11 protein-coding genes are annotated in these 11,396 nt (G+C 71.3%); 7 read left to right on the forward strand and 4 right to left on the reverse strand.

The genetic code is table 11. The features are described from left to right. Position 1 precedes the first annotated feature (1 nt). The 7 genes from ACTZWW_RS01260 (at position 2) to ACTZWW_RS01290 (ending at position 6,899) form a co-directional block, all read left to right on the forward strand. Positions 2–1,003: a dihydroxyacetone kinase subunit DhaK gene (locus tag ACTZWW_RS01260; protein WP_444779105.1), complete on the forward strand. Its 1,002-nt coding sequence runs from the start codon at positions 2–4 to the stop codon at positions 1,001–1,003. Then, positions 1,000–1,611, forward strand: coding sequence for a DAK2 domain-containing protein (locus ACTZWW_RS01265; RefSeq protein WP_444779106.1), 612 nt, complete (start codon positions 1,000–1,002; stop codon positions 1,609–1,611). Before ACTZWW_RS01260 ends, ACTZWW_RS01265 begins: the two co-directional genes overlap by 4 nt. Next, complete coding sequence (locus ACTZWW_RS01270) at positions 1,601–2,638, forward strand: hypothetical protein (RefSeq protein WP_444779107.1); 1,038 nt, start codon at positions 1,601–1,603, stop codon at positions 2,636–2,638. Before ACTZWW_RS01265 ends, ACTZWW_RS01270 begins: the two co-directional genes overlap by 11 nt. Before the next feature lie 135 nt (positions 2,639–2,773). Next, positions 2,774–3,787, forward strand: a complete 1,014-nt coding sequence (locus tag ACTZWW_RS01275) for a TRAP transporter substrate-binding protein (protein ID WP_444779108.1) — start codon at positions 2,774–2,776, stop codon at positions 3,785–3,787. 88 nt (positions 3,788–3,875) lie between these two features. Beyond that, on the forward strand, positions 3,876–4,361 hold the full coding sequence (locus ACTZWW_RS01280; RefSeq protein ID WP_444779109.1) for a TRAP transporter small permease: 486 nt from the start codon (positions 3,876–3,878) through the stop codon (positions 4,359–4,361). Further along, a complete protein-coding gene (locus tag ACTZWW_RS01285) occupies positions 4,358–5,665 on the forward strand; it encodes a TRAP transporter large permease (protein ID WP_444779110.1) in 1,308 nt (435 codons plus the stop codon). The genes ACTZWW_RS01280 and ACTZWW_RS01285 overlap by 4 nt, the downstream gene beginning before the upstream one ends. A 46-nt stretch (positions 5,666–5,711) precedes the next feature. Beyond that, a complete protein-coding gene (locus ACTZWW_RS01290) occupies positions 5,712–6,899 on the forward strand; it encodes a CaiB/BaiF CoA transferase family protein (RefSeq protein ID WP_444779111.1) in 1,188 nt (395 codons plus the stop codon). A gap of 110 nt (positions 6,900–7,009) precedes the next feature. Here ACTZWW_RS01290 and ACTZWW_RS01295 read toward each other — a convergent pair whose 3' ends face one another. The 4 genes from ACTZWW_RS01295 to ACTZWW_RS01310 are packed head-to-tail and all read right to left on the reverse strand — an operon-like array spanning position 7,010 to position 11,260. Further along, a complete protein-coding gene (locus tag ACTZWW_RS01295) occupies positions 7,010–9,127 on the reverse strand; it encodes a heavy metal translocating P-type ATPase (protein WP_444779112.1) in 2,118 nt (705 codons plus the stop codon). Between the two features lie 60 nt (positions 9,128–9,187). Beyond that, the gene (locus tag ACTZWW_RS01300; RefSeq protein WP_444779113.1) at positions 9,188–9,652 is read right to left on the reverse strand and encodes a c-type cytochrome; all 465 of its coding nucleotides are present in this window, start codon (positions 9,650–9,652) and stop codon (positions 9,188–9,190) included. Then, on the reverse strand, positions 9,649–9,804 hold the full coding sequence (locus ACTZWW_RS01305; protein ID WP_444779114.1) for a hypothetical protein: 156 nt from the start codon (positions 9,802–9,804) through the stop codon (positions 9,649–9,651). The genes ACTZWW_RS01300 and ACTZWW_RS01305 overlap by 4 nt, the downstream gene beginning before the upstream one ends. Positions 9,805–9,841: 37 nt before the next feature. Further along, positions 9,842–11,260 (reverse strand): multicopper oxidase family protein, encoded by a 1,419-nt coding sequence (locus tag ACTZWW_RS01310; protein ID WP_444779115.1) that lies wholly within the window; start codon positions 11,258–11,260, stop codon positions 9,842–9,844. Positions 11,261–11,396 lie beyond the last annotated feature (136 nt).

Here is an 11,396-nt window from a genome sequence, read left to right on the forward strand (position 1 = left end):
CATGAAGAAGCTCGTCAACGACCCGGACGCATACGTCCCCGAGATGCTCGAGGGCCTCGTCGACGCCTATCCGTCCCTCTCCCTGGGCGGCGAGAGCGGCCGCTGCGTCTCGCGCAGCCGGCCGGCCCGCACGGGGAAGGTCGGCATCGCGTCCGGCGGCGGCTCCGGGCATCTGCCCCTCTTCACGGGCTATGTCGGCGAGGGGCTGCTCGACGCCTGCGCGGTCGGCAACGTCTTCGAGGGCCCGAGCGTGCAGGCGTGCGTCGACGCGATCCGCGCCGCCGATCGGGGCGCCGGCGTCCTCTGCCTGATCGGCAACTACGGCGGCGATCGCATGAACTTCGAGATGGCGTGCGACATGGTCGAGCTCGACGGCATCGCCACGCGGCTCGTGCTCGGCGCCGACGACGTCGCCAGCGCGCCGCCCGAGGAGGCCGAGAAGCGCCGCGGCGTCGCCGGGATCGTGCTTCTCTACAGGATCGCCGGCGCCGCCGCCGAGGCGGGGCTCGGCCTCGCCGAGGTCGAGGCGGTCACCCGCAAGGCGGCGCAGCGCACGCGCTCGATGGGCGTCGCGCTCTCGCCCTGCCGGCTTCCCGCGGCCTCGGAGCCCAACTTCACGCTGCCCGAGGGCGAGATGGAGATGGGCATGGGCATCCACGGGGAGCCCGGCATCCGGCGCGCGCCCGTGGCGCGCGCGGACGTGGTCGCCGACGCGCTGCTCGACCGCGTGACCGCCGAGCTGCCGCTCGCGGCCGGCGCTCGCGTCGCCGTTCTCGTCAACGGGCTGGGCGCCACGCCGCTGGAGGAGCTGCTCATCGTCTGGCGCCGGATCGCCCTGCGCCTGCGGGACATGGGGATCACGCCGGTCGCGCCGATGATCGGCAACTTCGTCACCTCCATGGAGATGGCCGGCGCATCCCTGTCGATCATGGCCCTCGACGACGAGCTGGAGCGCCTGCTCGCCGCGCCGGCCTCGTGCCCGTTCTGGCGGACCCCGTCATGAACATCGCGCCCGCCACCCTCGCGGCCTTCGTCCGTCGCATGCGCGCCGCCGCCGACGCCGTCGAGCAGCGGCTCAACGCGGCCGACGCGAGGCTCGGCGACGGCGACACCGGCTCGATGCTGCGCCGCATCGCCAGGGCCATGGACGAGAGCGGGGCCGGCGAGGCCGCGGATCTCGGGGCCGCCGCGACGATCCTCGCGCAGGCCGCGGCGCGGGAGACCGGCTCGAGCCTCGGCACGCTCGTCGCGACCGGGCTGATCTCGCTCGCCAAGGAGGCGCGCGCGCGCGACGGCGCGATCGACGCGCGCGATCTCGCGGTGATCGTCAGCCGGGCGCGCGACGCCATGGCCGCCCGCGGCCGGGCCGAGCGGGGGGACAAGACCGTCCTCGACAGCCTGGACGCCATCGCGCGCGCGCTCGACGAGGAGGGCCCCGGGCGCGGCGCCGCCGCGCGCGCTGCGCGCGAGGCGCTCGCGACGTTTCGCGACAGGCCCTGCCGCGTGGGTCGCGCCCGCATGTTCCCAGACCGCAGCACGGGTTCGGACGACCCCGGCATGCTCGCCGTCGCGCTCCTGCTCGAACACGAGGAACCGCCGCATGTCGCTTGAGAACGATGCCCACGCGTCGGGCGCCCGCGGGATCGACCGATCGCCTCGGCGCGACCTGACCGATCCGCGGCGTGCGATCGAGGTCGAGGATCTCGAGGCCGGCCTCAAGGAGCCGGTCTTCGAGAACCTCGCCATCCCGGAGGCGCTCGGCCCCGTCACCGTCACGGTCGACGATCACAAGATCAAGCGCTTCGCCTTCACGCAGGACGACTACGATCCCTGGACCCTCGACGCGAGCCCCTTCGGGGGTCGCCGCATCGGACACGCCTGCCTGCTCGGGAACGACCTGCTGCAGCTCTTCACGCTCGTCTATGCCGGCTCGAAGACGGTCGGGTTCCACACCGAGGAGCAGATGTGGTTCGACAGCCCGGTCTTCCTCGGGGAACGCGTGACGCTCGAGGGCGCCTATGTCGAGGCCTACGAGCGCCGCGGCCAGGGCTACGTCGTGATGGAGGCCCGGGCGACCGGCGAGGACGGTCGCTCGATCGTACGTCATCGCGGCGTCGAGATCCTCAGGACCGTGCCGGGCGCCGTCGCGGGGCGCGGCGAGGGGACCCCCGATCGCAAGGTCACGGGCGAGGTCCCGGCCGACGCCCGGATCGTCGCGCGCGTCGACGGCGACGTCCGCGAGGGCGATGTCCTCGCATCGATGGACAAGACGTTCACCGCGGAGCAGGCGGCCGTGTTCTCCCGGATCGGGGAATACGTCCGCAACATCCACAACGATCTCGCCATCGCGCGCGCCGGACGGCTGCGCGTCCCGATCGTGCAGGGACAGCAGCAGGTGGGCTTTCTCGGCCAATACCTCACGGCCGCGTTCGGGCGGGACTTCTTCACTTCCGGTTGGCTGCGCGTGAAGTTCGTCAACACGCTGGAGGTGTTCGAGCCGATCCGCGCGACGGCTCTGGTGACCAAGGTCGAGCGCGTGCCGGAGGGCGTCCGGGTCGATGTCGACCTGTGGATCCGCCGGCTGTGCGACGGGAAGCTCACCACCGTCGGGTGGGGCAGCTGCACCGTGAAGGCGTGATGCCGCGCGCACCGAACGGTGCGCCGGACCACTCGGCTCGCGGCCGAAGAGCCGCGAGCGTCGAGGCGCCGCTCCCGAGCGGCGCACGAGCCGGGCGCGAGCCCTGTCACGAATCATAAGCTGGAGGAAACGATCATGACGCGTTCCAAGATCATCGAGGCCGCCATCCGCGGCGGCGTCGCCGTTCTCGCAGCCGGGTCCCTCGTCGGCCCGGCCATGGCGCAGACCCACACGTTCCGGCTCTCGAACCTCTATCCCGAGAACCACCCGATGTGCATCCAGACCAACAACTTCGCCCAGTTCGTCCGGGAGGGGACGAACGGCGAGATCGAGATCGAGGTCTTCTGCAACAACCAGCTGGGCAACGAGCGCGAGGCGTCCGAAGCCGTCCGGCGCGGCTCGATCGACATGGTGATGAGCGGCGGCGGCGGCCTGGGCCGCTTCGTGCCGGAGCTCTACGTGCTGGAGCTGCCGTTCCTGTATCCCGAGATGCGCGCCATCAACACGGTCACCTGGGCGGTCGTCGACGAGATCAACGCGCTCGCCAACGATCGCGGCTACGAGATCCTCGGCTTCGGCTACGAGGGCCCCCGCAGCATCAACTCCGTCGAGCATTTCGACACGCTCGAGGAGATGCAGGGATACAAGCTGCGCATTCCCGAGGCGCCGCTCTACGTGGGCATGGCGCGCGCGCTCGGCGCGGTGCCTACGCCGACGGCGTTCAGCGAGGCCTACACGTCGCTCCAGACGGGCGTGGCCGACGGGATGGAATCGGGACCGAGCACGACCTTCAACAACAAGTTCTTCGAGGTCGCGCCCTACTACGTCCAGACCGAGCACATCGTGAACCCGTGCTACCTCGCGATCAATCTGGGCCTGTTCGAGAGCCTGTCCGAGGAGCATCGGGAGGTGCTGCGCGAGGCCGGACGGCGGTCCACCGACATCATGCTCGAGGACGTCATCGCGTCCAACGACGAGGTGATGGCGCAGATGAAGGAGCAGGGCCTGACGGTCGTCCCGCTCGCGCCCGGGGAGGCCGAGAAGTTCCGCGAGGTGCTGCGCCCCTTCGGCGAGGAATACGCGAGCAGCATCAACGCGGACGCCGTCGACCTCCTCGCGAAGGTGCGCGACGCGCTCGCTGCGCAGTGATCGCGCCGGGGCGGCGCGCGCGCGTGTCGCCCCGGAGCCCGCCGCGGGAGGCCCGGCCTCTCGCGGCTCCCCGAGCGTGGAGGCCGCCGTGTCGCTGATCGTCAAGGCATTGAAGCCGATCATCGTGTTCCTGTTCCTGCTGATGACGCTGATCACCTTCGCGGCGACGGTCGCCCGGCTGTTCCCGGTCTTGCCGAGCCTCTACTGGGCGGGCGAGGCGACGCGCTATCTCAACTTCTGGATCACGTGCCTCGGCATCGGCATCGCGCTCCATCTCGGCGCGCATTTCAGCATGACGATGCTCGTCGACGCCCTGCCGCGGCCCCTGCAGCGTGCGGCGGCGGTCGCGAGCCACGTCGGCGTCCTCGTGCTGGCCGCGGTGCTGATCTACTACGGCATCGACATGATGGCCTGGAACTTCGATCAGCTCTCCGCCGCGATGGAGGTGCCGATGTCGTACGTCTACGCGGGCATCCCCGTCTGCGGCGCGCTCGTCCTCGTCCAGACGCTGATCTCGCTCGTCGGCGTCCTGCGGGGCCGCGACGGCCGGCGGCCGGAGGGCGCCGCGCCATGACGATCACGATCCTCTTCGTCTGCTTCTTCGCGCTGCTCGCCTTCGGCATGCCGATCGCCTTCGCCGTGGGCGTCGCGTCCCTCGTCATCATCGCCTTCGACCCGGCGATGATCGCCTACGTCGTCACGTCGAAGTTCTTCGCCGGCATCGACTCCTTCACGCTGCTGGCGATCCCCTTCTTCATCTTCGCCGGAGAGCTCTGCACGGCGAGCGGGCTGACCGGACGCATCGTCCGCTTCGCCGATGTCCTGGTGGGCCGGTTCTTCCGCGTCGGCCTCGCCTACGTGAACATCCTCTCGAGCATGATCTTCGCGGGCGTCTCGGGCTCGATCACCGCCGACAGCGCGGCGATGGGATCGCTCCTGATCCCCTCGATGAAGAAGGCCGGCTACGACGCCGACTACGCCGTCGCCGTCACCGCGACGTCCGGGACGATCGGCGCGCTCATTCCCCCGAGCATCCTCATGGTGCTCTACGGGTCCCTCACGAGCCTGTCCGTCGGGCAGCTCTTCCTCGGGGGCATCATCCCCGGCTTCCTCTTCGGCTTCGCCCTGATGGCCGTCGCCTACGTCGTCGGGCGCGCCCGCGGCTACGATTTCCGCGTGTCCGACGTCGCGGCGTCCGACGGGCCGTACTGGAAGGAGCTGCTCGTCTCCTTCCGCGACGCGTCGATCGCGCTCGTCATCCCGCTGATCATCGTGGGCGGCATCGTCGGCGGCTTCGCCACGCCCACCGAGGCGGGCGTCCTCGCGGTCGCCTGCGCCATGATCGCCGGGCTCTTCTTCTACCGCACGCTCGGCTGGCCGGAGATCTACGAGGCCTCCTACCGCACGGCCGTCCTCACGGCCGTGGTCATGGCCATCATCGCCTTCTCGACGCTGTTCTCGGACATCCTGACCCGCAACCAGTTCCAGACCTGGCTGCTGGAGAACATCGGCCTCGTCAGCGAGAACCGCTACGTCCACCTGACGATCATCCTCCTGATGCTCTTCGTCCTCGGCTTCGTGCTCGACGTGACGGCGATGCTGATCATGTTCGCGGCTCCGCTCGCGGCGATCGGCGTGACGCTCGGCTTCGATCCGATCCACTTCGGCGTCATCATCGTCATGGTGTCGCTGCTCGGCGCCTGCACGCCGCCCGTCGGGACCCTGCTGCTGATCGGCTGCAGCATCGCCGGCATACCCCTCAACAAGGTGGTGATCACCACGGGCTGGTTCGTGGGTGCGCAGCTGCTCGTCTGCGTGTTCCTGATGTTCGTTCCCGAGGCGATCACCTGGATCCCGAGCCTCGTCTTCGGCCGCTGACCCCGCCGTCGTCCCCGTTCACGCCCCCGCCCGAGAGTGACGCTCCATGCAAGCGCTGAAGAACCTCAAGGTCCTCGACCTCTCCCGCTACATCGCCGGCCCGAATTGCGGCATGATCCTGGCCGACCAGGGCGCCGACGTGATCAAGGTCGAGAGCCCGGGCCGCGGCGAGGAGACGCGCATCCTTCCGCCGAAGATCGGCGATCACGCGATCTACCCGCTCGTCTTCAACCGCAACAAGCGGGCGATGACGCTGAACTTCCGCAGCCCGGAGGGCCAGGAGCTGCTGCGCGCGCTGATCGACGAGGCCGACGTCGTCATCGAGAACTTCCGTCCCGGCACGCTCGAGAAGATGGGCTGCGACTGGGAGACCCTGCGGTCCCGCAACGAGCGGCTCATCCTCCTGCGCATCTCGGGATACGGCCAGACCGGGCCCTGGAGCCGCAAGCCCTGCTTCGACGCGATCGCGCAGGCGGGGGGCGGGATCATGGAGCTCACCGGCGAGGCCGGAGGCGCGCCGTTGCCCGCGGGAACCTTCATCGTCGACTACGTGACCTCGCTCTACGCGGCCATCGGCGTCCTGTCCGCGGTCGAAGCGCGCCACGGGACCGGGAAGGGTCAGCTGATCGACCTCGCGATGCTCGACTGCACCGTGTCCCTGCTGATGACCGCGATCCCGGAATACGCGCTGACCGGCCGCGAGCTGACCCGGGGCGGAAGCCGTGATCGCTACTCGACCCCCGCGGCGAACTTCCAGTGCGAGGACGGTCGCTGGGTGCACATCAACGCGGGGAGCGACAGCCTCTTCCCCCGTTTCGCCGAGGCGGCGGGCCTCGGCCACCTCCTCGACGACCCGCGCTTCTCGACGAACGGCGCGCGGATGGAGCGCATCCCGGAGGTGGAGGCGATCGTCGCCGCATGGACGCTCGAACGCGAGTCGGACGAGGTCCTGCGCATCATGGATGCCGCCGGCGTGCCCTGCGGCAAGGTCGCGGCGATCGGCGACCTCTTCGCGAACGAGCAGCTGCGCGCGCGCGAGCAGCTGATGGAGGTGTTCAACCCCGCCTACGGCAGCCTCACGATGGCCGGCATCCCGATCAAGCTCGGCGACACGCCCGGCACCCTGCGCTACCCGCCGCCGGTGGTGGGCGAGCATACCGACGAGGTGCTGCGGGACTGGCTCGGCTACCAGGCGGACGACATCGCGCGCCTCCGCGCCGCGAGCGCCGTCTAGAGCATGATCCCACCAAGTGGAATCCGGTTGGTGGACGAGATCATGCTCCGAGGGCGAGTCTGGAGCAGGTCCCTGCGAGCGGAGGCCGGTCGCGGGACGTCGCCGCCGGTTCAGCTCCGCCGCAGGCCGAGCGCCGCGATGTCCTTGCGACGGCGCTCCAGCAGCTTGGCGTTGATCGCGACGACGACGGTGCTCAGCGACATCAGCGCCGCGCCCACGGCGGGCGTGAGCACCACGCCCCAGGAATACGCGACGCCGGCGGCCAGCGGGATGGTGACGACGTTGTAGCCTGCGCCCAGCACGAAGTTCTCGATCATCTTGCGGTAGGTCGCCCGCGACAGAGCGAGGATCGCGGTGACGTCCCGCGGGTCGTTGCGCACGAGCACGATGTCGGCCGACTGGACGGCGACGTCCGTGCCGGCGCCGATGGCGATGCCGCAATCGGCCTGCACCAGCGCCGGCGCGTCGTTGACGCCGTCGCCGACCATGGCCACCGTCTTGCCGCGCGCCTGCACCTCGCGGATCTTGTCCGCCTTCTCGCCGGGCAGAACCTCGGCGAAGAAGTCGTCGAGGCCGAGCTCGGCGGAGACGCTGGCGGCGACCGCGCGGGAATCGCCCGTGAGCATCATGCATTCGACGCCCATCGCCTTGAGCGTGGCGATCGCCTCGCGGGATTCGGGCCGGATCACGTCCGCCAGCGCGACGGCGCCGACGACGGCCTCGTCGAGGAGGACGTAGACCACCGTCTTGCCCTGCTCGGCGACCCGCGCGACCTCCGCGCTGTGCGCCGCGATCTCGTGCCGGCGAAGGTAGCCCGGACCGACGACCTTGACATCGCGCCCGGCGACGGCGGCCTCCGCCCCCTCCCCCGGCAGGTTCCGGAAGTCGCGCACGGCCTCGACCGTGAGCCCGCGCTCCTGCGCGGAGCGGGTGACCCCGCGGGCGATCGGGTGCTCGGACTGGCTCTCGAGCGCGGCGGCCCACCCGAGGACCTCGTCGGCGGACAGCGAGCCGAGCGGGATGACGTCGCTCACGCCGAAGCGGCCCTCGGTGAGCGTGCCGGTCTTGTCGAAGACGACCGCGTCGAGGCCCCGCGCGCGCTCGAAGCTCGCCCGGTCGCGGATCAAGAGGCCGCTCGTCGCGCTCAGCCGCGTGCTGACGGCGACGACCAGCGGGACGGCGAGGCCGAGCGCGTGGGGGCAGGCGATCACCATCACCGTCACCATGCGCGCGATGGCGAACTCGGGGGCCGCGCCCACCGCGAGCCAGACGACGAGCGTCACGATGCCCACCGCGATCGCGCTGTAGGTGAGGATGTTGGCGCCACGGTCCGCCAGGTTCTGGCTGCGTGAGCGCGTCTCCTGCGCCCGGCGCACCATCTCGACCACCTGCGCGAGGTAGGTCTCGCCGCCGGTCTTGCGTATCTCGATCGTGATCGCGCCCTCGCCGTTGACGGCGCCGCCGATGACGACCTCGCCCTCGCCGCGCGCCACCGGCTTCGACTCGCCCGTGAGCATCGATTCGTCGAGGCTGGTGCGGCCCTCGACGATGACGCCGTCCGTCGGCACCTTGGCGCCGGGGCGGACGAGGACGCGGTCGCCGGGCACGATGTCCGAGACGGGCACCGCCTCGGTGGTCCCGTCCGGGGCCACCCGGTCCGCCGTCGCCGGCATCAGGGCCACCAGCGCCTGGAGCGCCGCCGAGGCGCCCATGACCGAGCGCATCTCGATCCAGTGCCCGAGCAGCATGATCAGGATCAGCGTCGCGAGCTCCCAGAAGAACGGCTCGCCGGAGAGGCCGAAGACGGTCGCGGTGGAGTAGACGTAGGCGACGGTGATCGCCAGCGAGATGAGCGTCATCATCCCGGTCTTGCGCTTGCCGACCTCCGACACGAAGCCCGTCAGGAACGGCCAGCCGCCGTAGAAGAAGACGATCGTCGACAGCGCGAACAGGACGAGGCTCGAGCCGCCGAAGGCGAGCGCCTCGGCGAGGCCAAGGAACTCCTGGATCATCGGCGAGAGCAGCAGGATCGGCGGGGTCAGCACGAGTGTGACCCAGAAGCGGCGGCGGAAATCCGCGATCATGGCCGTGTGGTCGTGGCCGCCGTGGCCGCCGTGGCCGCCGCCGTGGCCGGCGTCATCCTGCGCGCGGCGCGCGGTCGCGGCGGGACCCCCGCCCTCGTGGGCGTGATCTCGTGCGTGACGATGGGCGTGGGCTCGTTCGGGCATGGCGCTTCTCCCGGTTCGTCTCGTCGTGATCGGACCGTCGACCTTCCAACGACTGGAAGGTCAACGGCCTTCCTCGCGCGCCTCTCGGCGCGGGTCGGCCAGGGTGCGCTCCTCCTGGAACCGCCGCTCCCGCTCGGGCCAGGTGCTCTTGATGAAGGCGAGCACGGCCTCGATCTCGGCGTCCTCGAGCACGTCGGCGAAGCCGGGCATGTCGCTCTCGTACCCGGGCACGAGCGCGCCCGGGCCGTGCCTGGTGATGGCGATCAGCTGGCGATCGGAATGGTGCCAGGTGTGGCCGGTCTCGTCGTGCGGCGGCGCCGGCAGGCGGCCGCTCGGGAGGCGCTCGCGCCAGCGCGGCTGCCCTTCCAGCTCAGCGCCGTGGCAGGCTGCGCAATGCTCCGCGTAGAGCGCACGCCCCTGGGCCACCCGCGCGGCCTCGCCCCGCTCGCCGAGCGCGAGCCAGGCTCCCGCCGCGGCGATGCCGAGAAGCGCCGCCGCGAGCGCGATCGCGACGCTCCGCCTCATCGGCGCAGGTACTTGATCAGCGCCGCGATGACGAGAACCACCAGAACGAGGAGCAGGAGGCCCCAGAGCCCCATGCCCCAGCCCCAGAGGCCGCCCATGTGATCGTTCATCCAGCCGTTCATGTGATCGCCCCATCCTCGCTGCGTGAGCATCGGTCGTTCCTCCGTTCTCGTGGTTTCACGCGTCCGGTCAGACGACGCGCAGGACGGCCGACATGCCGCCGGCCTGGTGCTCCAGCACGTGGCAGTGCAGCAGCCAGGCGCCCGCGCCCTCGGCCACGAACGCGATGCGCATGCGCTCGCGCGGGGCCATCAGCGCGGTGTCGGCGAGCGGCGCATGAGGCTCGGGCGCGCCGTCCCGCTCCAGGATCCGGAACGCGTGCCCGTGCAGATGGATCGGGTGCCACCAGGCCGTCTCGTTCACCAGATCGAGCACGACCGAGCGCCCGCTCTCGACGGTCAGCAGCGGCGGCATCGCGTGGGCGCCGTCGTCGGCCACGCCGTTCACCGCCCAGGCGAGGCCACGGCTCGTCATGGCGCGCATCGTCTCAGGGCCGCCGCGGAAGCCGCCCATCATGCCGCCCTCGAACACCACCTCTCGCGTCAGCGCCGTCGCGAGGTCGGGCTCGGGCACGGGGTTCGGCGCCAGCGCGAGGGGCGCATCGAGCGGGCTCTCGCGCAGGGGCATCCGCCCGTAGGCGAGATCCACGACGCGGTAGGGCTCGCGCGGGAAGACGTCGACGACGGAGGCGCGCGCGCCGGGATCCGCGCCGCAATCGAGGACGAGATCGACCCGCATGCCGGGGCCGAGCAGCACGACGCCGTCCTTCGGCTCGTGCGGCGCGACCGGATGGCCGTCGCGCGCGACGACGACGGGCGCATGGTCGGCGAAGCGCAGCGCGAAGATGCGCGCATTGGCGACGTTGACGAGGCGCAGGCGCAGGCGCTCGCCGGGGGAGACGGCGATCTCGCCGGGGACGCGACCGTTCAGAGTGACCGTGTTGCCGAGCCGCCCGGCATGGCTCGTGTCCATCCCGTTGCCGAAGTCCTCGACGATCGCCGCCTCGCGGTCGAGGCGCCAGTCGTCCAGCGCCCAGACCAGGTCGCGATCGACCCGCAGGGGCTCGGGCTCCTCGACGACGAGGACGCCCGCGAGGCCGCGCTCGAGCTGCTCCGCGCTGGCGTAGTGCGGGTGGTACCAGAAGGTGCCGGCGTCGAGGGCGTCGAACGCGTAGACGAAGCGCGCACCCGGCGCGATCGGCTCCTGGGTCACGTGGGCGACGCCGTCCATGGCGTTGGGCAGGCGCAGGCCGTGCCAGTGGACCGTCGTCGGAGCCGGCAGGCGGTTGTCGACGGCGATGCGCAGCCGCTCGCCCTGGGCGACGCGGATCTCCGGGCCCGGAATGCGACCGTCGTAGGCCCAGACGGAGGTTTCGGGATAGGGCGCGCCGACGATCGCCGCGCGGGAGGGCGCGGGGGCGAGGGTGATCTCGCGCGGCCCGGCGGCGCGGGCGGGAGCGGCGGGGAGTGCTGCGGCGCCGACGAGGGCGGCCGAGCGCGCGAGGAAGGACCGGCGCGTGAGCGCAGGCTCGCGAAGGATGCGGATCATGGATGCGGTTTCCTGGTGGCGGACGAGCGTTCGGGAGCCCGCCGGCCGTCGGCCGCGGGCTCAGGCGCGCGTCAGGCGTCTCGGCGGCTCGCCGTCCGGGCCGAGCGTGCGGCCCCGCGGCAGCGCGAGCGCGGAC

The sequence above is a fragment of the Salinarimonas sp. NSM genome, from assembly GCF_052380005.1.
In the GTDB taxonomy this organism is placed as follows: domain Bacteria; phylum Pseudomonadota; class Alphaproteobacteria; order Rhizobiales; family Beijerinckiaceae; genus Salinarimonas.

Excerpts from the sequence above, each read along its gene's own strand:
- ACTZWW_RS01260 (WP_444779105.1), top strand. The coding sequence starts at position 2 with ATGAAGAAGCTCGTCAACGACCCGGACGCATACGTCCCCGAGATGCTC.
- ACTZWW_RS01265 (WP_444779106.1), top strand. The coding sequence starts at position 1,000 with ATGAACATCGCGCCCGCCACCCTCGCGGCCTTCGTCCGTCGCATGCGC.
- ACTZWW_RS01270 (WP_444779107.1), top strand. The coding sequence starts at position 1,601 with ATGTCGCTTGAGAACGATGCCCACGCGTCGGGCGCCCGCGGGATCGAC.
- ACTZWW_RS01275 (WP_444779108.1), top strand. The coding sequence starts at position 2,774 with ATGACGCGTTCCAAGATCATCGAGGCCGCCATCCGCGGCGGCGTCGCC.
- ACTZWW_RS01285 (WP_444779110.1), top strand. The coding sequence starts at position 4,358 with ATGACGATCACGATCCTCTTCGTCTGCTTCTTCGCGCTGCTCGCCTTC.
- ACTZWW_RS01290 (WP_444779111.1), top strand. The coding sequence starts at position 5,712 with ATGCAAGCGCTGAAGAACCTCAAGGTCCTCGACCTCTCCCGCTACATC.
- ACTZWW_RS01295 (WP_444779112.1), bottom strand. The coding sequence starts at position 9,127 with ATGCCCGAACGAGCCCACGCCCATCGTCACGCACGAGATCACGCCCAC.
- ACTZWW_RS01300 (WP_444779113.1), bottom strand. The coding sequence starts at position 9,652 with ATGAGGCGGAGCGTCGCGATCGCGCTCGCGGCGGCGCTTCTCGGCATC.
- ACTZWW_RS01305 (WP_444779114.1), bottom strand. The coding sequence starts at position 9,804 with ATGCTCACGCAGCGAGGATGGGGCGATCACATGAACGGCTGGATGAAC.
- ACTZWW_RS01310 (WP_444779115.1), bottom strand. The coding sequence starts at position 11,260 with ATGATCCGCATCCTTCGCGAGCCTGCGCTCACGCGCCGGTCCTTCCTC.